This is a genomic window from Nonomuraea sp. NPDC049725, from assembly GCF_040674795.1.
GTDB classification, from domain to species: Bacteria; Actinomycetota; Actinomycetes; order Streptosporangiales; family Streptosporangiaceae; genus Nonomuraea; species Nonomuraea ceibae.
The window spans coordinates 126,917-149,103 of record NZ_JBFANJ010000020.1 but is presented as its reverse complement, the minus strand read 5'-3'; the positions used below and the strand labels follow the sequence as shown (position 1 = coordinate 149,103).

At 71.8% G+C, this 22,187-nt stretch carries 19 protein-coding genes; 11 read left to right on the top strand and 8 right to left on the bottom strand.

What is annotated here, in order from left to right:
- The first annotated feature begins 158 nt into the window (after nucleotides 1–158).
- From AB0J53_RS38255 to AB0J53_RS38235, 5 genes are all read left to right on the top strand, one after another.
- Nucleotides 159–917, top strand: coding sequence for a methyltransferase domain-containing protein (locus AB0J53_RS38255; protein WP_364181509.1), 759 nt, complete (start codon nucleotides 159–161; stop codon nucleotides 915–917).
- 6 nt (nucleotides 918–923) lie between these two features.
- On the top strand, nucleotides 924–2,024 hold the full coding sequence (locus AB0J53_RS38250; RefSeq protein ID WP_364181506.1) for a DegT/DnrJ/EryC1/StrS family aminotransferase: 1,101 nt from the start codon (nucleotides 924–926) through the stop codon (nucleotides 2,022–2,024).
- A 53-nt stretch (nucleotides 2,025–2,077) separates the two neighbouring features.
- Nucleotides 2,078–3,298: a class I SAM-dependent methyltransferase gene (locus tag AB0J53_RS38245; RefSeq protein WP_364181504.1), complete on the top strand. Its 1,221-nt coding sequence runs from the start codon at nucleotides 2,078–2,080 to the stop codon at nucleotides 3,296–3,298.
- Between the two features lie 96 nt (nucleotides 3,299–3,394).
- Nucleotides 3,395–4,603 carry an acyltransferase gene (locus AB0J53_RS38240; RefSeq protein WP_364181501.1) on the top strand — a complete coding sequence of 403 codons (1,209 nt, stop codon included), beginning with the start codon at nucleotides 3,395–3,397 and terminating at the stop codon, nucleotides 4,601–4,603.
- A gap of 89 nt (nucleotides 4,604–4,692) precedes the next feature.
- Nucleotides 4,693–5,970, top strand: coding sequence for a cytochrome P450 (locus AB0J53_RS38235; RefSeq protein WP_364181498.1), 1,278 nt, complete (start codon nucleotides 4,693–4,695; stop codon nucleotides 5,968–5,970).
- Nucleotides 5,971–6,035: 65 nt separating this feature from the next.
- On the opposite strand, the gene AB0J53_RS38230 is transcribed toward AB0J53_RS38235, so the two are convergent.
- From AB0J53_RS38230 to AB0J53_RS38205, 6 genes are all read right to left on the bottom strand, one after another.
- Entirely contained in the window at nucleotides 6,036–7,091 is a 1,056-nt protein-coding gene (locus AB0J53_RS38230) for an NAD-dependent epimerase/dehydratase family protein (protein WP_364181496.1), read from the bottom strand.
- Between the two features lie 177 nt (nucleotides 7,092–7,268).
- The gene (locus AB0J53_RS38225; protein WP_364181493.1) at nucleotides 7,269–7,832 is read right to left on the bottom strand and encodes a dihydrofolate reductase family protein; all 564 of its coding nucleotides are present in this window, start codon (nucleotides 7,830–7,832) and stop codon (nucleotides 7,269–7,271) included.
- Nucleotides 7,833–7,859: 27 nt separating this feature from the next.
- Nucleotides 7,860–9,170, bottom strand: coding sequence for an acyltransferase (locus tag AB0J53_RS38220; protein WP_281427167.1), 1,311 nt, complete (start codon nucleotides 9,168–9,170; stop codon nucleotides 7,860–7,862).
- Between the two features lie 154 nt (nucleotides 9,171–9,324).
- On the bottom strand, nucleotides 9,325–10,704 hold the full coding sequence (locus tag AB0J53_RS38215) for an FAD-dependent oxidoreductase (protein ID WP_219508720.1): 1,380 nt from the start codon (nucleotides 10,702–10,704) through the stop codon (nucleotides 9,325–9,327).
- A gap of 109 nt (nucleotides 10,705–10,813) precedes the next feature.
- Entirely contained in the window at nucleotides 10,814–11,971 is a 1,158-nt protein-coding gene (locus AB0J53_RS38210; RefSeq protein WP_357592978.1) for an epoxide hydrolase family protein, read from the bottom strand.
- 739 nt (nucleotides 11,972–12,710) lie between these two features.
- Nucleotides 12,711–13,820, bottom strand: coding sequence for a serine hydrolase domain-containing protein (locus AB0J53_RS38205; RefSeq protein ID WP_364181490.1), 1,110 nt, complete (start codon nucleotides 13,818–13,820; stop codon nucleotides 12,711–12,713).
- Nucleotides 13,821–14,084: 264 nt separating this feature from the next.
- Here AB0J53_RS38205 and AB0J53_RS38200 point away from each other — a divergent pair, with 264 nt between their 5' ends.
- Genes AB0J53_RS38200 through AB0J53_RS38185 form a run of 4 tightly spaced genes read left to right on the top strand, consistent with a single transcriptional unit; the run spans nucleotide 14,085 to nucleotide 17,724 of the window.
- Nucleotides 14,085–15,413, top strand: a complete 1,329-nt coding sequence (locus tag AB0J53_RS38200; protein ID WP_219508717.1) for an AMP-binding protein — start codon at nucleotides 14,085–14,087, stop codon at nucleotides 15,411–15,413.
- Nucleotides 15,397–15,606, top strand: a complete 210-nt coding sequence (locus tag AB0J53_RS38195; RefSeq protein ID WP_219508715.1) for a DUF6052 family protein — start codon at nucleotides 15,397–15,399, stop codon at nucleotides 15,604–15,606. Before AB0J53_RS38200 ends, AB0J53_RS38195 begins: the two co-directional genes overlap by 17 nt.
- A gap of 43 nt (nucleotides 15,607–15,649) precedes the next feature.
- A complete protein-coding gene (locus tag AB0J53_RS38190) occupies nucleotides 15,650–16,324 on the top strand; it encodes an NAD(P)H-dependent oxidoreductase (protein ID WP_364181485.1) in 675 nt (224 codons plus the stop codon).
- The gene (locus AB0J53_RS38185) at nucleotides 16,321–17,724 is read left to right on the top strand and encodes an AMP-binding protein (RefSeq protein ID WP_364181483.1); all 1,404 of its coding nucleotides are present in this window, start codon (nucleotides 16,321–16,323) and stop codon (nucleotides 17,722–17,724) included. Before AB0J53_RS38190 ends, AB0J53_RS38185 begins: the two co-directional genes overlap by 4 nt.
- Before the next feature lie 55 nt (nucleotides 17,725–17,779).
- Here AB0J53_RS38185 and AB0J53_RS38180 read toward each other — a convergent pair whose 3' ends face one another.
- Nucleotides 17,780–18,136 carry a DUF1801 domain-containing protein gene (locus AB0J53_RS38180; RefSeq protein ID WP_219508709.1) on the bottom strand — a complete coding sequence of 119 codons (357 nt, stop codon included), beginning with the start codon at nucleotides 18,134–18,136 and terminating at the stop codon, nucleotides 17,780–17,782.
- Between the two features lie 30 nt (nucleotides 18,137–18,166).
- Nucleotides 18,167–19,549 carry an FAD-binding protein gene (locus AB0J53_RS38175; RefSeq protein WP_364181479.1) on the bottom strand — a complete coding sequence of 461 codons (1,383 nt, stop codon included), beginning with the start codon at nucleotides 19,547–19,549 and terminating at the stop codon, nucleotides 18,167–18,169.
- Between the two features lie 183 nt (nucleotides 19,550–19,732).
- On the opposite strand from AB0J53_RS38175, the gene AB0J53_RS38170 reads away from it, so the two are divergent.
- Entirely contained in the window at nucleotides 19,733–20,563 is an 831-nt protein-coding gene (locus AB0J53_RS38170) for a methyltransferase domain-containing protein (protein ID WP_364181476.1), read from the top strand.
- A gap of 36 nt (nucleotides 20,564–20,599) precedes the next feature.
- A complete protein-coding gene (locus AB0J53_RS38165; RefSeq protein ID WP_364181473.1) occupies nucleotides 20,600–22,135 on the top strand; it encodes a class I SAM-dependent methyltransferase in 1,536 nt (511 codons plus the stop codon).
- Nucleotides 22,136–22,187 lie beyond the last annotated feature (52 nt).

The window sequence follows — 22,187 nt, the reverse complement described above, 5'->3', positions numbered from 1 at the left end:
GGCGGTGACTGCATCTTGTCAATGATCGCCTTGCGTTCTGTTTGACGATGGGCTATTCGCAGGCGAGCAAGGCCGGATAAGACAGCGGGCCGCGCAGCCGGGAGAATCCGGACCAGTGTGCCCGTCCGTACGGCACGGCTCATCGGTTGGGAGCGGCTGTGACCATTGACCAGATCACCCGGGACGCCAACGTCTACGGCGACGACATCAGCGAGATCTACGACCTGCTCTACCTGCGGCGCGGCAAGGACTACGCGGGGGAGGCCGACATCGTGACCAGCCTCGTGCGCGAGCGCGTGCCGCACGCCGACTCCCTGCTCGACGTGGCCTGCGGGACGGGCGAGCACCTCAGGACGCTGCGCACCCGCTTCTCCCTGGTCGAGGGGGTGGAGCTGTCGGCGGCGATGCGGGCCAGGGCCCAGGCCAAGCTGCCCGGCGTCGCCGTCCACCCGGGCGACATCCGCGACTTCCGGCTCGGCCGCGTCTTCGACGCCGTGTGCAGCCTCTACAGCACGGTCGGCTACATGGCGGGCACCGAGGAGCTCGACGCCGCCGTGGCGAGCATGGGCCGGCACGTGGCCCCCGGCGGGGTGCTCATCGTGGAGCCCTGGTACTTCAAGGACGGCTTCGCCGACGGGCACATCGGCGACGACGTGGTCCGCGAGGACGGCCGGACCATCGCCAGGGTGGCCAGGTCGTCCCGCGTGGGCGACACCGTCCGCGTCGAGGCGCACTACCTGGTGGCCGACGGCGCCGGGGTGCGCCACTTCGAGCACACGCAGGTGATGAACCTGTTCTCCCGCGCCGAGTACGCGGCGGCCTTCGAGCGGGCCGGCTTCACCGCCGAGTGCCTGGAGGAGACCGGGCCGCTGCTCGCCGGCCGCTCCCTGTTCCTCGGCGTGCGACGGGACGGATGATCCGCGGTGATCCCCCTGTTCAAGGTCGAGGTGGCGGCCGGCGCCGCCGACCGGGTCACCGCCGTGCTCGACAGCGGCATGCTCGGGCACGGGCCGCTGGTCGAGGAGTTCGAGCGGCAGCTCGGCGAGCGGATCGGCAACCCGTACGTGGCGGCGCTGAACAACGCCACCTCCGGCCTGCAGCTCGCGCTGCGCCTGGCCGGGGCCGACGGCGAGGTCCTGAGCACGCCGTTCACGTTCGAGGCGACGAACTGGAGCATCCTGGCCGGCGGCGGGCGCATCACCTGGGTGGACGTCGACCCGGCCACGCTCAACGTGGACCTCGAGGACCTCGCCAAGAAGATCACCCCACGCACCCGGGCGATCATGGTGGTGCACTGGGGCGGCTGCCCGGTCGACGTCGAGCGCCTGGCCCGCATCCTGGACGACGCCGAGGCCGCCCACGGGCGCCGGCCGGTCGTCGTCGAGGACTGCGCCCAGGCGTGGGGCGCCACCGTGCACGGCCGCCCGCTGGGCCGCCACGGCAACCTGTGCGTCTACAGCTTCCACGCCACCAAGCACCTGAGCTGCGGCACCGGCGGCCTGCTCGTGCTGCCCGACGAGGAGTCGCTGCGGCGCGCCCGGCGGCTGCGCTTCTTCGGCATCGAGCGCGACGCCGACCGCGTGCACGCCGACTACGACGTGCCCGAGTGGGGCTACAACTTCTACCTGAACGAGATCGGCGCGGCCATCGGGCTCAGCAGCCTCACCGTGGTCGACGAGCGGATCGCCCGCCACCGCGCCAACGCCGCCTACTACGACGCCGAGCTCGCCGGGGTGCCCGGCCTGGAGCTGACCGCGCGCACGCCCGGCCTGGACTCGTCGTTCTGGCTCTACCCGGTCCTGGTGGAGGACCGCGACGCGTTCATCGGCAAGCTCGCCGCCGCCGGGGTCGCGGCGAGCGTGGTGTGCCGGCGCAACGACGCGCACGGCTGCGTGACGCCGTCGGCCGAGCCGCTGCCCGGCCTGGAGGCGGTGCACGACCGGGTGGTCAACATCCCGGTCGGCTGGTGGCTGTCGGACGAGGACCGGGCGCACGTCGCGCACGCCATAAGATCCGGCTGGTGACTCATGGCAATCGCCGATAAAGGTTCGCGCCCGGCCGGTGTTAACGTCTATTCATGGACGCTTCCTGTCGAATTTGCAGCGGGCCGGTCAAGGCGTTTGTCGACCTCGGTTTCCAGCCCCGCGGAAACGCTTTTCCCCGGGCCGACCGGGTGGCCGGTGAATTCCGTTACCAGCTGGTCGTGGGAATGTGCGACTCGTGCACCATGGTCCAGCTGATGGCGGACATTCCCCAGGAAGTCAGATATCACGACGAATACCCGTACCACGCCTCCAACTCGGTGGTGCACAGCCGGCATTTCGAGGGCCTGGCGCGGCATTTCCTGGAGCACGAGCTGACCGGGCCCGACCCGTTCATCGCGGAGATCGGCAGCAACGACGGCGTCATGCTCGCCACCATCGCCGCGGCCGGCGTGCGCCACCTGGGCATCGAGCCGTCGGCCCAGGTGGCGGAGATGTCCAGGGCGCGGGGCGTGCGGGTGCTGTCGCAGTTCTTCGACGAGGACAGCGCCGGGCCGATCCGCGCCGAGCACGGCCCGGCCGACGTGATGTTCGGCGCGAACGTGATCGCCCACATCTCCCACCTGGCCTCGGTGCTCAAGGGCGCCAAGAAGCTGCTCGGCCCGGACGGCGTCTTCGTCTTCGAGGAGCCCTACCTCGGCAGCGTCGTCGAGCAGACCGCGTTCGACATCCTCTACGACGAGCACTCCTTCGTCTTCTCCGTGCGTGCCATCCAGGCCGCGGCCGAGCTGTACGGGCTGGAGCTCGTCGACGCAGAGCCGGTGGCGCTGCACGGGGGCTCGATGCGCTACACGCTGGGCCAGCCCGGCGCCCGCCCGGTCGCCCCCGCGGTGCCCGACCTGCTGGCCGCCGAGGCCGCCCAGCGGCTGGGCGAGCATGCCACGCTGGAGGCCTTCGCCCGCCGCGCCGAGCGCATCCGCGACGAGCTGACCGCCCTCGTCGGGTCGCTGCGCGCCCAGGGCAAGAAGGTCGTCGGCTACGGCGCCCCCGCCAAGATCACCACGGTGACCAACTACTGCGGCTTCGGCCCCGACGTCATCCCCTTCGTCTGCGACTCCACGCCCTCCAAGCAGGGCCGCGTGGTGGCCGGCTCGCACATCCCCGTGGTGGCGCCGTCCGTGTTCGCCGAGAGCGACGCCGACCACGCCATCCTGTTCGCCTGGAACCACGCGGAGGAAATCATGGCAAAAGAGCGCGCGTTCGCCGAGCGAGGCGGGCGCTGGGTTCTCTACGTGCCCGAGGTGCATATCGTCTGAGCATTTTCAGCACATGGGGAGATGCGCCGTGCGGGGTGGCCGCCCACCATTTAGTTAATTCCCCCAGCCGGGCGGTCCGAGAGAAAGGAACCCACGGTGTCTGTGGCGGCGGAAACCAGTCATACAGGCGCTCTCGGAGAGCGCCGCCCCGACCTTCCCGCATTGACCGGACTACGCATCATCGCGGCGTTGCTCGTTTTCATGAGCCACGTCGTCTATCCCATGACGTCGGGAAACCAGAATCCCGCGACCCCCTACAGCGACGACGGGATCACCCAGACGCTCGTCTGGCTCTTCTACCCCGGCGGCTACATCGGCGTCTCGTTCTTCTTCATCCTGAGCGGCTTCGTCATCACCTGGTCCTGGCGGCCGGGCGGCCGGGCCACGTCCTTCTGGCGGCGGCGGGCGGTGAAGATCCTGCCCAACCACGCCGTCACCTGGGGCCTGGCGATGCTGCTGTTCGCCGCGTCGTTCACGCCCCTGTGGGGCCTGCCGAACCTGTTCCTGGTCAACTCGTTCTCGCCCGACCCCAACCTGTGGGGCGGCGCGAACATGCCGGCCTGGTCGCTCAGCTCCGAGATGCTGTTCTACCTGCTCTTCCCGCTGCTGATCATCCCGATCGCCAAGATCAAGGAGAGCCGGCTGTGGCTGTCGGCCGGCCTCGTGGTCCTGGCCATGGCCGCGGTCTGCGTGGCCACGCTCACGCTGCTGCCCGACTCGCCCCGCTACCCGGGTGAGGCGCTGGCGCTGACGCAGTTCTGGTTCGTCTACATGTTCCCGCCGGCGCGGCTGTTCGAGTTCGTGCTCGGCATGGTCCTGGCCAGGATCGTGATCAGCGGCCGGTGGCCCCGCATCGGGATCGCCCCGGTCATCGCCCTGCTCGTGGCCGCCTACGCCGCCACGCTGTGGGTGCCGGAGCCGTACAGCATCTCGCTCGTCACCGCGATCCCGTTCGGACTGGCCATCGGCACCTACGCCGCGGCCAACCTGCGCGGCCGGCGCACCTTCATGGGCAGCCGGGTCATGGTGTGGCTCGGCACCGTCTCGTTCGCCTTCTACATGACCCAGGCCGTGGTGCTCTACTGGCTGCGCGGCGCGGTGCTCGGCGACGCCGAGTACGGGCCCGTCGGCGGCACGCTGCTGATCCTGGGCCTCATCGCGGTCAACGTCGTGGCCGCCTGGCTGCTCTACACGCTGGTCGAGCGGCCCGCGATGCGGCACTGGAGCCGGTCGAAGAAGACACCGCCGCCACCGCCGCGGGAGCCGGCGCGCGCCCCGGTGCCCACCGCCTCAGCCGCCGAGTGACCCTTCCCCCCCGCTGTGCCCGCGATGCCCACCCCTCTTCAGCGGTGGGCATCGGCGTAACACGATCGACCACGACCCAGGAGAGTTCCGTGAACAGACGTTGCCCGGTCCTCGACACCACCGGCAAGAACATCCACGCCGAGACGGACCAACTGCGCTCGCGCGGCCACGCGACCCAGGTCGAGCTGCCCGGCGGGGTCATCGCCTGGTCCGTCAACACCCACGCCGCGATCAGGCGGCTGCTCACCGACCCGAACGTCACCAAGAGCGCCCGCAACCACTGGCCCGCCTTCCGCAACGGCGAGATCCCGCCCGACTGGGAGATGATCAGCTGGGTGGCCATGGACAACATGGTCACCGCGTACGGCAAGGACCACGTGCGGCTGCGCAAGCTCGTCGGCAAGGCGTTCACGCCCCGGCGCACCGAGGCGATCCGCCCGCGCATGGCCGAGCTGACCAACCAGCTCCTGGACGCCCTGGCGGCCGTGCCGCCCGGCGAGGTCGTCGACCTGCGGCAGAGCTTCGCCTACCCGCTGCCCGCCATGCTGGTGGCCGACCTCATCGGCATGTCGGAGGCGGCCCGCGTGCAGACCGCCAAGGTCATCGACATGATGGTCGACACCACCGTGAGCCCCGAGCAGGCCCAGGGCATCCTGCTCGGCTGGCGCGGCGCGATGGAGGAGCTCATCGCCGAGAAGCGCCGCAACCCCGGCGAGGACATCACCAGCGACCTCGTGGCGGCCCGCGACGAGGACGGGTCACGGCTGTCGGAGGTCGAGCTCACCGACACGATCTTCGCGATCCTGGGCGCCGGCTCCGAGACCACGATCAACTTCTTCGACAACGCCATCACCGCGCTGCTCACCCATCCCGACCAGCTCGACCTCGTCCGGACCGGGCGGGCGAGCTGGGACGACGTCATCGACGAGACCCTGCGCGTCGACTCGCCGCTCGTCCACCTGCCGCTGCGCTACGCCGTCACCGACATCCACCTGGACGGCGTCACGATCCCGCAGGGCGACCCGATCCTCATCAACTACAGCGCCGTGGGCCGCGACCCCGCCCTGCACGGGGAGGAGGCCGGCCGCTTCGACATCACCCGGCAGGACAAGGAGCACCTGTCCTTCGGCTACGGCCCGCACTACTGCCTGGGCGCCAGCATCGCCCGCGCGGTCGCCCAGACGGGGCTCTCGACGCTGTTCGAGCGCTTCCCCGACCTGAGCCTCGCGGTGCCGCGCGAGGAGCTGGTGCCGCTGCCCACGTTCATCATGAACGGCCACCAGGCCCTGCCCGTCCGGCTCACCGCCGACGTGCCCGCCGAGGTGCCCGCCGAGGTGAACGCCGCAGTACCTGCCGGGGCCCGCTAGCCCGCCCGCACGACCGACGATCCGGCCCGGAGCACCGGGCCGGATCGTCGCGTTCCGGGGGCGGGTCACGCCGCGGCCGCCAGCGGCCGGGCCCGGACGGCGCCGGCGCCGGTGTCGTCCAGGGCGAGCCACCACGGGTTCGCCCTGGCCCACTCGATCGTCCGCAGCAGCCCGTCCTCCAGCGACGTGGCGCACTCCCAGCCCAGCACCCGCCGCGCCTTGGAGCTGTCGGGGATGCGCCGGGGCACGTCCTCGTAGGCGGAGCCGAGCGCGGCCCGGGTGTCGACCGCGATCTCCTCGGCCTCGGCGCCCGTCAGCTTCGCCACCAGCTCCCCGGCGTCCCTGATGCTCGTCTCCACCATGCTGCCCAGGTTGAACGACTCGCCGACGGCCGCCGGGTGCGAGGCCGCCAGCAGGGTCCCCGCCACGGCGTCGTCCACGTACGTGAAGCAGCGGGTCTGCTCACCCCGGTCGTACATGACGATCGGCCGGCCGTTGAGCGCCCGGTGCACGCTGCGGCTGAGCACGAACGCGGGCCGCTGGCGCGGGCCGTAGGCGTTGAAGTAGCGCACCACCGTGGTCTCCAGGCCGTGCTGGCGGCCGAAGGCGAACGTCAGGTGCTCGGTCAGCGCCTTGGCGGAGGAGTACGTCCACCGGTCGGCCGAGGTGGAGCCGAGGACCCGGTCGGCCTCCTCCGTCCACGGCACTGCCGGGTTCTTGCCGAACACCTCGCTGGTGCTCGCCACCACGACCCGCGCCCCGGCCCGCGCGGCGGCCTCCAGGACGTTGCGGGTGCCCTGGAAGTTGATGTCGATGACGTCCAGCGGGCGGGCCAGGTACTGGTCCACGCCGACCACCGCCGCCAGGTGGTACACCACGTCCACGCCCTTGCCCACGGCCCTGGCCAGGTCACCGGGATCACGTACGTCACCGAGCACCAGCCGGGCGTGCGCCCGCGCCATCCGCTGCGTCTCGGGCAGCGGCCCGCTGTCGAAGACGGTCACCTCGTCACCACGGGCGATCAGCCGCTCCACCAGATGGCTGCCGATGAATCCGGAACCACCGGTCACGACCACGCGGGCGGGCCTCGGGCTGAGTTGCGCCAGATCTGCGTTCGGCATTTTTCCGTCCCTTTCACGGGGTGGTTATTTTCTTCGACACCTCCAATATCCCGCGTCCGAGGGCTCCGAATAAGTTTTTCCGGCGTCAGCAAACTGCACCGCCGGGCAGCTTCCTGCCGACGGGAAAAGAAAAAACCCGGCCCCGCTTCGTCGCGGGACCGGGCTTTTCGCCGCCGGTCAGCCGGAGGTCTTCTCGACGGTCCGGTAGGTGAGGATGACGATGCCCGACTCCAGCGGCGTGGCCCCGGCCAGCCGCAGCGGCGCCGTGGTGCCGTCGTTGTAGAGCAGCTCACCGACGCCGCCGCTGCCGACGAGGACCGGGTGGAGCCAGATCTGCACCTCGTCGAGGAGGCCGTGCTCGACGAGCGTGGCGGTGAGCCGGCCCCACCCGTAGATGAGGATGTCGCCGCCGGGCTGCTCCTTGAGCTTGCGCACCTCGCCGACGGCGTCGCCGCCGAGCACGGTGCTGTTGTTCCAGTCGGCCTTCTCCAGTGTGCTGGAGACGACGTACTTGGGCAGGCTGTTCATCCGGGCGGCGTAGCCGCCCTCGTCCTCCATAGCAGGCCAGGCCTCGGCGAAGCCCTCGTACGTCACACGCCCCATGAGCAGGGCGTCGGCGGCCTTGAGCGTGGCGAGGGCGTGGGACTCGGCCTCGTCGCTCCAGTAGTCCATGGACCATTCCTCGGGCCGTTCGATGACGCCGTCGAGCGACATGATGACCGATGCGATGACCTTGCGCATGGGGCGACTCCCAGGAAGTGGATGGCTCTACGGACGGGCGCTGTCGGAGGCGGCGGCCACCGGCACGCCGGGCGCGGGCTGGGCGACCGGCTCGGCGGGGCGGCTCTTGCCGAACCACCGCGTCCACAGTCTCATGACAGGGCGTTCCAGGACGTAATAACTGACGGTCGAGAGGGCGACGCTCGTCGCCAGCACGAACAGCGTCAGCTCCCAGAAGCCCACCGTGCCGCGGAACTGGGTCGCGTCGACCGGGACCGTGCCGAAGATGTTGCCGTTGCGCAGGTAGACCTCCTGCAGCACGACGTGCCACAGGTAGATCCCGTACGAGATCCGCCCGAGATAGCGGATGACCGGGTTGGCCAGCGTCACGTCCATCAGGCGTGACCTGGCGTGCGGCACGGTCAGCGGCACGATGAACAGCACGCCGAAGACCAGCACCAGCGAGTGCCCCACCAGCTCCTGCACCAGCGCCGGCACGTCACCCGCGCCCGGCGTGCCGAACGGCTGCGGCGCGTAGGCCAGGTAGACGGCGGCCGCGGCCAGCCAGAACAGGTTCGGCCGGCGGGCGGCCAGCCGGTAGATGCCGGGCGTGTTCCCCGAGACGTCCTGGTAGGCGGACAGGGTGCCGAGCATCATGCCGCAGGCGAAGGCGCTCATGTAGTAGAAGGGCCAGAACCACAGCTCGTACGGGCCGGTGAAGGTCGGCAGGTTCGTCCAGGTCACCCAGGCCAGGCCCAGCACCAGCACGGCCACCGGGGTGACCATCATCCAGCGCAGCCGCGCCCGCTGGTCCTCGCGGCCCCGCGCCAGCCGGCCGGAGATCCACGCCAGCAGCGGGATGGCCAGGTAGAACGTCAGCTCCGTCGGCACCGTCCAGGTGTGCAGGAGGCCGGTCATCGGCTGACCCTCCTGCCAGAAGAAGTGGATCGCCAGGAACGGCCGGAGCACGTCCCACACGGTCGCGATGCCGTTCAGGTTGATCGCGAGCAGCGCGACCGCCAGCACCAGCCAGTAGGCGGGCAGGATGCGCAGCGCCCGCCTGGCGAGGAAGGCCGGGATCGCCGGGCGCGAGGTCCCGGCGATCGCCGCGCGGGCGAACGGCCTGTACAGGAACAGGCCGGACAGGACGAAGAAGGGGGGCAGGCACACGGCCAGCCCGTCGGCCAGGACGCCCCAGATCCCGTTGCCCGGCTGGTCCATGAAACTGGAGTCGCCGGACAACCAGGCTGCGTGGAATACGAGAACTCCCAGAGCGAGGACTCCGCGCACTCCTTCCAATCTGGGAAGGCGTTCGCCTTCAGCGGTTCCGCCACCGCTAGCGCGGGCTGTTGCCACCATCGCGTGCTCCCATCAGGAGTGTTTTCATCGGCACTTTTCCGGCCGTATCCGTTTATTTGCTACGCGTCGATATCAGCACGGCCGATCGGTGAACCACATCTCCTGAATTGCGGGATATTGAGTTATGGGAACAGGCCGCGCTCCGTTGTGCCGATCAGCGGCGGACGGCCTCGCCCGGGGCCGGGCTCGGCGTCCACGACGGCGCCGGATCCAGGCCGCGCGTGCCGTTCCGCAGCACCCGGAAGACCATGCCGGGGCTCATCAGCGCCTGCGGCGGGTCGACCAGCCCGGCCACCCGCATGAACGTCCTGGTCACCGCGCCGTCCCGGGTCGCGGCCACCTGCAGCTTCGCCATGTACGCGTTCATCATCCGGACCATCGCCGGCCTCGGCCCCGCCACCTCGGCGAAGCTCAGGTCACCGCCGGCCGAGATGTTCCACGGCACGTCGATCACCGCGGAGATGTCCTTGAGGAAGTCCAGCGGGCGCGGCTCCACCCCCCGCCGCAGATGCGTGCGGAGCGTCAGCGCCTCCAGCGCCGCCACCGTCATGCCCTGCCCGTACACCGGGTTGAAGCTGCACGCGGCGTCACCCAGCACCAGCAGCCCGGCCGGGAAGCGCTCCAGCCGCTCGTAGTGCCGCCGGACGCTCGCCGGATACCGGAACGACACCGGGTCGTCCAGCGGCTCGGCGTCACGGATCACCTCGTAGATGTCCGGCACGGGCAGCGACCTGACGAACTCCATGAAGCCCTCGTGCGTCGCCGGCGCGGCGTCGCCCAGCACGCCCGTCAGCGACAGCACGCAGCGGCCGCCCTCGATCCGCGAGAAGAACGCGCCACGCGGGTGCGACGGCCCCGACACCGGGTTGATCGACAGGTCGCCGTCCAGGATGCTCTCGTCCGGCAGCCGGTAGTGCCGCGTCGTGTAGGTCAGGTCGATCTTGACCTTCTCCTCCTCGGGCCGCCCGTAGCCGAACTCCTCCAGCCACACCGGCGTACGCGAGCCGCGCCCCGTCGCGTCCACGACGAGATCCGCCTCGATGAGCTCCTCGCGCTCGCCGTCCCGGGGGCGCACCCGCACGCCCGTCACCCGGGCCCGGTCCGCCGTCGCCACCAGGCCGACGATGTCGCACCGCTCCACGAACGTCACGTTCGGCAGCTCCGCCACCCGGGCCCGCACGTGGCTCTCCAGCACCGGCCGGGCCGCCGACACGCACACCAGCCCCGTCGTGCCCGGGGCGAGCCGGACGCCGTTGAAGAACCAGCGCAGCTCGCCCAGGTCGCCCGTCGGCACACCCGCCGCCTTCGCGCCCTCGGTGAACCCCGGGAACAGCTCCTCCAGGATCTGCTGACCCCGGGCCAGCAGCCCGTGCACGTGCCGCCCCTGCGGCACCCCGCGCCTGGCGGCGCTCACGCCCACCAGCGCGTCACGATCCACCACCAGCACGTCCGTGTACGCCTCGGCCAGCACCCGGGCCGCCAGCAGGCCCGCCATGCTGCCGCCCAGCACCACCGCGCGGTCTCCCACGGCCATCGCGGTCACCTCCCACGTTCCTGATCGTCAGCGGAACCCCCGGCACGCCGCCCGGCGCGCGGGGCCGTCTCGTGTGATGCCGGTCGCGACCGGCGCGCCCGCGCCCGCCTCATCGCAGCGAACGCGCGAAGGCGCGGATGTCGCCGACCAGCTCGGCCGGCTGCTCCAGCGCCGCGAAGTGGCCGCCACGCTCGAACTCCGTCCACCGCGTGATCGTCGGCAGCTGGTGGTCGGCGAACCGCCGGATCGGCCGCGTCGCGTCCGCCGGGAACACCGCGACGCCCACCGGCATCTCCAGCGGCCACGGCCCGCCCCACGTCCGCACGAACGCCGCGTCCCCGTACGAGGACTCGTAGTAGAACTGCGCCGACGAACCCGCCGTCGCCGTCAGCCAGTAGATCGACACGTTCGTCAGCAGGTCGTCACGGCTCACCGCGTCCTCGGGCGACTTGTCGGAGTCCGTCCACTCCTTGAACTTCTCCACGATCCAGGCGAGCTGCCCGACCGGCGAGTCCGTCAGCCCGTACGCGAGCGTCTGCGGGCGGGTCGACTGGATCTTCTGCCAGCCGATCCCGTCCTGCTGGAACCGGCCGCCGTGCTCCAGCCTGGCCAGATCGTCCGCGCTCAGCTCCGCCATCGCCGCCGGGTCCTGCGGCGGGAACGTCACCAGCATGTTGATGTGCACCCCGGCCACGTGCGCCGGATCGGCCAGGCCGAGCTGCAGCGAGATCACCTTGCCCCAGTCGCCGCCCTGCGCCACGTACCGGTCGTAGCCGAGCCGGCTCATCAGCTCCGCCCACGCCCGCGCCACCCGCGGCACGTCCCAGCCGGTCTCCCGCGTCGGGCCCGAGAAGCCGTACCCGGGGATCGACGGGATGACCACGTCGAACGCGTCCGCCGGATCGCCGCCGTGCGCCGCCGGGTCCGTCAGCGGGCCGATCACGTCCACGAACTCCGCGACCGACCCCGGCCAGCCGTGCGTGATGATCAGCGGCGTGGCGTCCGGCTCGGGGGAGCGCACGTGGACGAAGTGCACGTTCGCGCCGTCGATCTCCGTCGTGAACTGCGGGAAGGAGTTCAGCCGCCGCTCGGCCGCACGCCAGTCGTAGCCCGTGCGCCAGTACTCGGCCAGCTCCTTGAGGTAGTCCAGAGGCACCCCCCGGTCCCAGCCCACGCCCGGCAGCTCGTCCGGCCACCGGGTGGCGGCGAGTCTCCGGTTCAGATCGTCGAGGTCGTCCTGCGGGATGTCGATACGGAACGGACGCATGTGTGCCCCTGGTTCGCTAGAGCTGTCTGGGGGAGGGGCGAGGACTGCGCGCCTCCGGCCCCACGACGTCATCGTCAGCCCCGCCCACCCCCCGGCGCATCTCGCGACGTGCGCCATCCCCCTCCCGTCACCCCCGCCCGTTCCCCGCCCGCCCGCCCGTACGGGCGTCCCCACCGCCCAGCCACCCCCACCGCGCAGAGCGGCCCCCTCCACCGAGCCGCCTCCCTCCCACCAGCCTCTTCACCCACCGCACCCCGCGACTGGGGCGAGCCCTCTACGCCGGACGGACCCTTCGGCGGACGGCCTCCCCGCGAGGCGGCGGGCCCCTTCGGCGGGCCGGCCCTCTGGCGGAGCGGCCCCCTGCGCCGGACGGCCCCCTCCGGCGGGGCGCCCTCTCCGCGCGGCGGCGGGTCCTCTTCGGCGGGGCGGCCCCTCTGCGGGCGTACGGGCCCCCTCCGGGCGGGCGTGCCCTTGGGCGGGTGCCGTCAGGGGCCGGGTTCCTGGGGGGGCTGCTTCACCCAGGGCCCGGGGGCGTTCGGAGTCGGTGGTTCTCGGGGTGGCCTATGGGGGGCCTGGTCCTCAGGGGCGTCGTGGGGCCGACGTGGGCCTATGCGGCGGCGTACGAAGGCGGCGGGGCCCAGGGATGGCGAAGGCCCGGCCGGGTGCCGTTGGGGGAGGCGGGCCGGCCGGGCCGAGGGGTCCGGCGCCGGCTACGGTGGCGGCGCCGGCGGTGCGGGGGTCAGGCGGTGGCCTTGGTGATGACGTCCGCCACCGCCGCCACGGCCGAGTAGTCGCCCGGGCTGAAGCGGGTCTTGGTGACCGCGAACGCCGTGCCGCTGGGCAGGTGGAGCTCGGCGTGGCTGCCGCCGGCGCCGGGCCAGCCGAGGACGGTCGACGGGTCGGGGCCGTTCTCGACGGGCCGTCCGAGGCCGAAGCCGAGCGCGTACTGGGTGGGGTGGCCGAAGATCTGGTCGACGTCGTTGACGGCGACGGCGGAGATCTCCTCCAGCTGCCCCGGGCTGAGCAGGCGGACGCCGTCGACCTCGCTCTGGAGGGCGGCGTACAGCTTGGCGAGCGCCCGCGCGCTCATGGTGCCGCCGGCGGGGATCTCGGCGCCGAGGTAGTCGCGCCGGTTGACGAGCTCGGCCGAGAGCTGCACGGCCTTGGGCACGGCCTTGAAGTACGTGGGCATCATCTGGGCGAGCATGTCGAGGTCGACCGGGTCGCCGACCTGCACCTGCGGGGCGACGCGGTCGAGGGCGGACTCGGGCACGGCCAGGTAGAGCTCGTCGGCGACGCCGAGCGGGCCGGACACCTTCTCGCGCAGCACCTCCGAGATGCGCTTGCCGGTGGCGCGGCGGACGACCTCGCCGATGATGTAGCCGAACGTCTGGGCGTGGTAGCCGGTCTTGGAGCCGGGCTCCCACCACGGCTCGGCGGCGGCCAGGCCGTTGACGATCTTGTCCCAGTCGGCCAGGTCGTCGCCGGTGGTGTCCTCGGGGACGCCGGGGGTGCCGACGGTGTGGGTCAGCGCGTGCCTGATCGTCGCCTTCTCCTTGCCGTTGGCCCCGTACTCGGGCCAGATCTCGGCGATCGGGGTGTCGTACCCGAAGACGCCTTCGCCGACGAGCACGTGCACCACCGTGGAGGTGAGCGCCTTGCCGGCGGAGGTGGCGTAGATGGGGGTGTCGGAGGTGAGTGGCCGTCCGGTCGCCTGGTCGGCGACACCGGAGACGGCGTCGGCCAGCAGTTCACCGTGACGGTAGACGGCGACCTGCAGACCCGTCTCGGCTCCGGATTCGACTAGCTGGTCGATCGTCTCCTGAACTTGCCGCTGGAGATCGCTCATGGTCCCTGTTTCCCTTGTGATGGTGGATGTCCTCGCCTCAACTGAGGGCCATACACCGACAGTTTGCTGAGAGAAAAGGTCGCCGGACAACCGAACAGATGAACGCCGCATTCTCGGAGAAATCCGCTGGTTCAGCCCCAGCATTCTCGGAGATGCGCCACGGGCGGACCGACCAGCAAGATGTGCCAGTAAAGCATGATTCGTAACGCTATTCCTTCGGTTGATTCGGTTGATATCGCGTCACCCGCGCGTGGGGGAGGCTTGATGGCACTGCTCGCGCCACCCGGACCGGCCACGGCCGGCTACTGGAACAGGAAGACCGAGACCATGCCACGCCAGGAGCTGGCCGCCTGGCAGTGGCGCAAGCTGCAGCTCGCGCTCGCCCACGCCCGGGCGAACTCGCCCTTCTGGCGCGAGCGGCTGCCCGAGCGGCTCGACTCGCTGGAGGACTACTTCGCGCGGGTGCCGCTGCTGTACAAGAAGGACCTGATCGCGGCGGAGGAGACGGCGCCGCCGTACGGGACGTGGCCGTCGCTGGACCCGTCCTTCGCCATCCGGCACCACCAGACCAGCGGCACCAGCGGCGACCCGCCCGTGCGCACCTTCGACACCCAGCGCGACTGGACCTGGGGGGTCGACCTGTGGTGCACCGTGCTGCACGGCATGGGCGTGCGGCCCGGCTACACGGGCCTGGTCGCGTTCGGGTACGGGCTGTTCATCGGCTTCTGGGGCATGCACTACGGGCTGGAGCGGATGGGCTGCCGGGTCGTCCCGGCGGGCGGGCTCGATTCCAAGGCGCGCGTGCGCATCCTGGTGGACCTGCAGGTCGAGGTGCTGGGCTGCACGCCGAGCTACGCCATGCGGCTGATCGAGACGGCCAAGGAGATGGGCGTCGACCTGGCGCGCGACGCCAACGTGAAGATCATCATGGCCGGCGGCGAGCCGCGGCCCGAGTCGACCACGCAGGCGATCTCCGAGGCGTTCGGCGCGCGGGTCTTCAACGCGGCCGGGACGACCGAGTTCGGCACGGTGTCGATGTTCGAGTGCCCCTCGCTCAACGGCGGCTGCCACATCATCGAGTCGGGCGTCATCGAAGAGGTGCTGCACCCCGACACGCGGCAGCCGGTCGGCTACGGCGAAGAGGGCATCCGGGTGACGACCGGGCTCGGCCGCGAGGGCATGCAGCTGTTCCGGCACTGGACGGACGACCTCGTGGTCAAGCGGCCGTGGAGCGAGTGCGGCTGCGGCCGGACCTGGGACTGGTTCGACGGCGGCATCCTCGGCCGCCGCGACGACATGCGCAAGATCCGCGGCGTGTCGGTCACCCCGGTCATGGTCGAGGACGTCCTGCGCGGCTTCCCCGAGGTGAACGAGTTCCAGGTGGTGCTGCGGACGATCCGCGGCCTGGACACGATCGTGCTGCGGATCGAGCCCGACGAGATCCCCGGCCTGGACGTCGCCGACCTCGGCGCCCGCGTCAGCACGACGATGAAGCAGGAGGTCGGCATCCGCCCGGACGTGGAGTTCGTGACTCCGGGCACCCTTCCCCGGTTCGAACTGAAGGCGGCGAGGTTCCATGACGAACGCAGATGAGCTCTCCGACAAGCAGGAGCGCCAGCTCCGCGACTGCTACGCGACGCTGCACGAGCTCGCGGAAACCTGCGGAGTCCCCTCCGTCGTGGCCGCGGCGCGCGCCGCCGTGGCCGAGCTGCACGCCGCCCTCGACGGGCAGGCGCTCGACTTCGGGTTCTACTCCCACAAATGGAGCTCCGAGCAGCCCGTCTGAGGAGCCCGTGTGAGCAGCCCGTCTGAGCCCGGAGGAGGCAACCATGGCCGGCAGGCCGAAGAAGATAGTCGCGATCAACGGGTCGGAACGCGACGGCAACACCGCCGACGTGCTCGCGTACGCCGCGGGCATCGCCTTCCGGCGCGGCGTCGAGTTCGAGACCATCCACCTGCGTGACATCGACATGATGCGCTGCGGCCCGTGCGGCGACTGCAACGACCGCGTCGTGCGGTGCGTGCAGACCGACGACGTGCCCGGCGTCGTCGACAAGATGATCGAGGCCGACGCCATCATCTACGCCGCCCCCGTGCACGGGTTCGGCACCTCCAGCCTGATGCAGACGTTCATCGAGCGGGCCGGCGTGGGCTACCTGCGCTTCGACCGGCCGCTCAGCAACAAGGTCGCCGGCATCGTCGCGCTGGCCCGCCGCTACAGCGCCGGCGAGGTGTGGGCGCAGCTCATGGCCAACGCCCTGCTCAACCGCATGATCGTCGTCGGCGCCGGGTTCCCGGCCACGGTGCACGCCCTGCACAAGGGCGACGCGGCCTTCGACGAGGAGGGTCTCATCAACGTCGGCCGCCAGGTCGAGCGCATGATCGACATGATCGAGCTGCTGGACGACTACCGCGAGCTGACCGGCCGCGACGACATCCTGCCCCCGCCGGAACGCAACGAGCGCGAGGGGCTGGCCTGGAACGCCGCGCGGGAGCGCATGTGAGCGCGCCGCCGGACGACGCCGCGTTCCGCGAGGAGTACCGGCGGCTGCACACCCGCTTCTACGCCGGCGCGATGTCGCGGGACGACTGGGCCGCCTGGCAGGAGCGGCGGCTGGCGAGCGTGCTGCGGCACGTCACCGAGCGCTCGCCGTTCTACCGCCGCCACCTGGCCGGGATCGATCTGGCGCGGGTGACCCCGGACACGCTGCCGCTGCTGCCGTTCACCACCAAGGACGACCTGCGCCGGGAGATGTACGACGTGCTGTCCGGCAGCGTCGCCGAGGCCGCCGTCTACTACGAGACGACCGGCACCACCGGCGCGTCCACGCCCTGCCCGCGCGGGCCCAGGGACGTCATGACGAGCAACTCCGCCGTCGTGGAGGCGTGGCGGCGGCTGTTCGCGGCCCGCTTCGGCGACCGCAGGCCCGTCGTCGGGCTGATGGGCCCCTCCGAGCTGTACGCGTTCGGCGACGTGTTCGGCGCGGTCACCGCCGAGCTGGGCATCTGCCACGTCAAGATCTGGCCGGAGTCGCCGCGCGTCGGCTTCCGCAAGGCGCTGCGGCTCATCGAGGAGCTGGGCGTCGAGGTGCTGGTGTGCGCGCCGGCGCTGTGCCTGAGCCTGGCCAAGGCCGCCCTGCACTACGGCTACGACCTCGACCGGCTGCCGGTGTCGATGTTCCTGGTGCTCGGCGAGGTGTGCACGGGCGCCTTCCGGGCGAACGTCACCTCGCTGTGGCCCGGCGCCGCCGTCTACCCCGCCCTGTACGGGTCGCAGGAGGCCCTGTGCATCGCCACCGGCGCGGTCAGCGGCGACCTGCACCTGTCCAAGCCGAACTACCTGGCCGAGGTCGTCGACCCGGACACCGGTGAGGCGCTGGGCGAGACGGGGGAGGGCGAGCTGGTGCTGACCATGCTGATCGACGGCATCAAGCCGCTGATCCGCTACCGCACCGGCGACCTCGTCCGGATCACCCCGGCGCCGCCCGGCGCGCCCCTGCCCGGGCCGGTCGTCGAGGTCATCGGCCGGGTGGCGGACCGCATCCACCTGGGCAGCGCCACCCTGCAGCCCGCCGAGCTGGAGAGCGCCGTGCTCACCGGCGTACGGGGCTGCCTGGGCTACCAGATCGTCATCGACCCGGGCGACGAGGTCACGGTGCGCCTGGACCTGCTGCCGGAGATCAGCGGCGACCCGCGCGAGGTGGGCGCGGGCGTGTCGGCGCGGCTGCGCGAGCTGGCCGGGGTGCGCGCCGGAATCAGCGTGGACGCCGGCCTGGACCCGGTGACGAACACCGGCTCGTTCACGAGCTGGAAGGCGGCCAGGATCCTCGACAACAGGGCGGAGCCCGACCGCGTGGCGCTGGTGGCCCGCGAGGTGGCCCACCGCTACGCGATCACCACCTGAGACGCCGAGGGGCCGTCCGGTCGACGACCGGACGGCCCCTCGGCACGCCGCTGTCCTACCCCTTGTCCAGCTTCACGGCCTGGGCGATGTAGTCGCGCAGCGCCGCGTCGTGCGTCTCCAGGTCGGCCGGCTTCTTGAGCTTCACGTGCCGGGTCTGCTTGCCCGATCCGGCCAGCAGCCCGTGCGCGTCCTCGAAGCTCGCGCCCCGCTCGAAGGCGAACGTGACGTGCGTCTTGCTCAGGCTGATGATCGCCAGGACCTTGTTGTCACGCCAGGAGGGGGACCCGTAGGTCAGCACCTCGCGCGCGTCGGGAGCGGCCTCGGCCATCAGCGCGCGCAGCCCCTCGACGATGTCCTTGTACTCCGGGGAGACCCTGGTCTTCACGAATTCGTCGACGTCCGGGTTACCCATTAGCAGACCTCCTTGTGGTGGTGATGGCTTTCATATCAAGCTGGACGCGTTCGGCGTGACATCTCCGCGGAACAGCCCGTCCGGGTCGACCCGCTGCCGGATCCGGTCCAGCTCGCCGATCTGCTCGGCGCTGAGATGGCCCTGCGGCTGCTCGCTGTCCTCCACGAAGGTGGGCGCGGTCCTGCCGGTGTCCCAGGGCGCGAGCGCCTCCCGTACCCGGGCGCACCGGTCGCGGATGGCCGCGAGGCTGCCGGCGTCCATCACGACGCCCGCGCCCGAATAGGCGTAGGCGGCGTCCAGCCGGTCGAGCGCCCCGCCGGGCGCCGGCGGGGTGGCGTACGCGCCGCCGAGCTGCCGCAGCCCCGCGGTGACCAGCGGCGAGCCGGCCGGATCGGCGATCAGGTCGAGCAGGCGGGCGGCGCCGTCGTCGCCGATCTCGCGCAGCAGCAGGTGGTCGCCGGCGATGGCGATGGGCTCGTCCGGCTCCATGTGCGCGTCGAGCACCGCGGCGGTGGTGGTCGTCTCCCACGTGTCGAGCACCGGCTCGGCGATCGCGCGCAGCGGCCCGAGCAGGTCGGCGGCGTGCCGTTCGGCGGTGCCGGGGCCGGACTCGGCGTCGAGCACGACGCCGTCGACGCACAGCACCGGGCCGGAGCTCAGCGCGGGCGGGATCTCGGGCAGCGGCGGCAGGTTCATCACCCGCAGCGACGTGCCGGCCTCCCAGGGGGCGTCGAGCGCCCACCGCCGCCAGGCCGACAGCAGCCGGGGGGCGTGCGCGGCCGGCCAGTAGGCGGCCCCGGTGACCACCCGGGCCGCCGGGAAGAGGCCGACCTCGACGGCGGTGACGACGCCGAAGCCGCCCCCGCCGCCGCGCAGCGCCCAGAACAGCTCGGGGTCGGACGCGGCGTCGACGCGGCGCGCCTCGCCGTCGGCGGTCACCAGCTCGATCGCCAGCACGCTGTTGGCGGCCAGCCCGTGCTTGCGGCCGTAGAAGCTCAGCCCGCCGCGCAGCAGGTAGCCGACCACGCCGACGGTCGGCGCCGAGCCGTGCGGCGCGGCCAGCCCGTGGGCGGCGGCGGCCGTCACGACGGCGGCCCACGCGGTCCCGGCGGGCACGCGCGCCACGCGGCGGGCCGCGTCGATCTCGACCTCGCCGTCCATCCGGGTGCGGATCAGCAGGTCGCCGTCCATCGGCCGCCCGGCGGGGGCGCCGTGCCCGGTGCTGTGCGCGCGCACGCCCAGCCCGGCCGCCCTCGCGTGCCGGATGGCGGCCCTGACCTGGTCCACGGTCCGCGCCGTGGTGGCGGCGACCGGCCGCAGCGGGCCCGCCAGGTTGAACACGTGCGTGGCCGCCTCGTACGCCGGATCGCCGGGCGAGGCGATCAACGTGCCCGGCTCGTCAACCACGGTCATGAGCGTCAGCCTCCAGCTCGGGTGCCCGCGTGTCAGGCCGTTGTCCAGCCTCGCACGCGCGGGCCCGCGCCACGTCTTCCAGAATGCGGTTTCGGTCTCGCACACCAGGAGATGTGCCCGGCCGCCCGAGGGGCGCACCATGGCCTCAGGGTGCACCGGATTCGCGGGAGAGCGACGTATTCCATGGCTTCCGAATTCCTCGACACGGCCGCAATCGGCAGGCATTACGACGAGCGCTCGCCGATCGGCGACGTGCTCCGCGACGGCCACATCCACATGTGGTACTGGTACGACGACGAGGACGAGGCGTCGCTGGCCGAGGCCGTGGGCCGCACCAGCCGCAAGGTCGCCGACACGCTCGGGCTGCGGCCCGGCGAACGGCTGCTCGACGCCGGCTGCGGGCCGGGCGCCACCAGCGTCTTCCTGGCCACCGGCTACGGCGCGCGGGTCACCGGGATCTCCATCAGCGAGTTCGAGCTCGGCGCCGCCCGCGAGCGGGCCGCCGCCGCCGGCGTCGCCGACCTGGTCACCTTCGAGTACGGCGACTACACCGACCTGGCCTACGCCGACGGCTCCTTCGACGCCGTCCTGGCCCTGGAGTCGCTGCAGAACGCCCCCGACCTGGCCGTGGTGTTCGCCGAGCTGTTCCGCGTGCTGCGCCCGGGCGGCCGGATCACCTTCTCCGACTTCAGCCTGGAGTCGCAGGCCGAGCCCGAGCGGGTGGCCAAGTTCATGGCCAGCCTCAAACTGCGGGAGCTGCCCACGCTCGCCGAATGGCTCGGCCACGCGCGCGCCGCCGGGTTCGTGCCCGAGGAGTACACCCAGTGCGGGCCGAGGGTCTTCGGCCGCAAGTCCAAGTACCTGCGCACCGCGATGCCCCGCAGGCAGGAGATCGCCGAGCGGTTCGGCGAGGCCGCGGTGACGACGTTCTCGCGGCGCCACGCCGGATTCTTCGCCCCCCGTCCCGACCAAATCGGGTACGTCATCGTCTCCGCCCGCAAACCCCTGCGTTGAGCGCGAGGCGGGCGATCACCACGAAAGGACGCGCACATGACCTTGTCCATGTCCCAGCCGGCCGTCGCCGACCTCGTCGAGTCGTTCTCCGGCGCGGACCCCGACCGGCTCGGCGAGGAGTACCTGCGCCTGGCCGGGCTGCTGCTCGACGGCGGCACGGCGACCGAACTGGCCTCGCCCGCCGTGCCGCTGCTGGTCGAGCTGCTGCGCACGGCGCCCGCGGACCGCAAGGCCCACCCGGCCGTCCTGCTGGGCCTGCTGGCCGGCGCCGAGGACCCCGCCGGTGACGGCGAGCTGGCCACGGCCGTGGGGCGGGAGGTCGACCTCTACCTGGACCTGTGGATCGGCAGCGCGAACGGGCAGCCGCTCTCCCTCGCCCTGGCCTACCTGCTGTCGCACTTCCCCGAGCACCGCGACCGCATCCTGGCCGTCGCCGGCGACCGGGGGCTCGACGTCTACGACCTGTCCAAGCTCGACCGGGCGCTCGCCCGGCTCGACCTGGACGACCCGGTCATCGGCCGGGTCTTCCCGTCGCCGGCCGTGTGGGCGCTGATGGACGAGGCGGAGCGCGACTTCGACAACTCGTGGATCAAGGCCATGCCCACCGAGCAGATCATCCTCAACTGGGACAAGGACACCAGTACCGTCCGCGGCAACCTGGGCGCCGCAGCCCACTGGGCCGCGCTCAACGGCGCGCCCACCCCCGTCGAGGTCGGCACCGTCCCGCCCCGCGACGAGCTGCCCCCGCCGCCCGACGGCGGCACCGAGCTGTTCGCGCCGCACGCCGCCGCGCTGCGCTGCCCGCGCTGCGCGAGCGGCCTGGACCTCACCGCCGCCGAGGTGCGCTGCCCGGCCTGCGCCGCCGTCTACCCGGTGGCCAACGGCATCCTCAACCTCACCGAGGACGCCGAGCGCAACGCCGGCGACTTCCTTTACAAGCTCGCCGAGGTGCCCAGCATGGGCCACTTCTACGAGGCGTACGCGCGCCCCAACTTCCTGCGGCTGGCCGGCTCCAACTGGGGCACCGCGATCAGCCCCGCCGACGAGGACGCCTACATCACCGAGCACGTCCGCCCGGTCGACGGGCCGGTGCTCGACCTCGCCTGCGGAGCCGGGCGGTGGACGCAGACGCTGACCGAGGCCGTCGGCGCCGACCGCGTCATCGCGCTGGACATGTATCCGCCCATGCTCACCGCCACCCGCAGACGCCTGCCCGAGCTGCCCGCCGTCATGGCGGGCGCGCGCCGCCTGCCCTTCGGCGACGCCACCCTCGGCGCCGTCATGTGCTGGAACGCGCTCCAGGCCTTCCCCGACGACGCGCCGGAGGCCATCAAGGAGATCGGCCGCTGCCTGCGCCCCGGCGGCACGTTCACCTTCCTCACCTTCCACTCCTCCGCCGACCCCGTCTACCGCCACCTGACCGCCTGCCACTACTTCCCCGGCCACCAGAGCGGCATGGAGCTGTTCGAGCTCGACGACATCAAGGCGTGGCTGGCCGCGGCGGGCCTGACGATCCGCCACGAGCACGGCCCCGGCACCTTCGTCCTCATCACCGCCGAGCGCCCCGCCTGACGACCGGGAACGACGACGCGAAACCAGAAGGGCCGCCGCCGATCCGATCGGC

Bases quoted from the DNA above. Each gene is read 5' to 3' on its own strand.
- AB0J53_RS38245 (WP_364181504.1), top strand. From the start codon at position 2,078: ATGGACGCTTCCTGTCGAATTTGCAGCGGGCCGGTCAAGGCGTTTGTC.
- AB0J53_RS38230 (WP_364181496.1), bottom strand. From the start codon at position 7,091: ATGCCGAACGCAGATCTGGCGCAACTCAGCCCGAGGCCCGCCCGCGTG.
- AB0J53_RS38225 (WP_364181493.1), bottom strand. From the start codon at position 7,832: ATGCGCAAGGTCATCGCATCGGTCATCATGTCGCTCGACGGCGTCATC.
- AB0J53_RS38220 (WP_281427167.1), bottom strand. From the start codon at position 9,170: ATGGTGGCAACAGCCCGCGCTAGCGGTGGCGGAACCGCTGAAGGCGAA.
- AB0J53_RS38215 (WP_219508720.1), bottom strand. From the start codon at position 10,704: ATGGCCGTGGGAGACCGCGCGGTGGTGCTGGGCGGCAGCATGGCGGGC.
- AB0J53_RS38210 (WP_357592978.1), bottom strand. From the start codon at position 11,971: ATGCGTCCGTTCCGTATCGACATCCCGCAGGACGACCTCGACGATCTG.
- AB0J53_RS38205 (WP_364181490.1), bottom strand. From the start codon at position 13,820: ATGAGCGATCTCCAGCGGCAAGTTCAGGAGACGATCGACCAGCTAGTC.
- AB0J53_RS38200 (WP_219508717.1), top strand. From the start codon at position 14,085: ATGGCACTGCTCGCGCCACCCGGACCGGCCACGGCCGGCTACTGGAAC.
- AB0J53_RS38195 (WP_219508715.1), top strand. From the start codon at position 15,397: ATGACGAACGCAGATGAGCTCTCCGACAAGCAGGAGCGCCAGCTCCGC.
- AB0J53_RS38190 (WP_364181485.1), top strand. From the start codon at position 15,650: ATGGCCGGCAGGCCGAAGAAGATAGTCGCGATCAACGGGTCGGAACGC.
- AB0J53_RS38180 (WP_219508709.1), bottom strand. From the start codon at position 18,136: ATGGGTAACCCGGACGTCGACGAATTCGTGAAGACCAGGGTCTCCCCG.
- AB0J53_RS38175 (WP_364181479.1), bottom strand. From the start codon at position 19,549: ATGACCGTGGTTGACGAGCCGGGCACGTTGATCGCCTCGCCCGGCGAT.
- AB0J53_RS38170 (WP_364181476.1), top strand. From the start codon at position 19,733: ATGGCTTCCGAATTCCTCGACACGGCCGCAATCGGCAGGCATTACGAC.
- AB0J53_RS38165 (WP_364181473.1), top strand. From the start codon at position 20,600: ATGACCTTGTCCATGTCCCAGCCGGCCGTCGCCGACCTCGTCGAGTCG.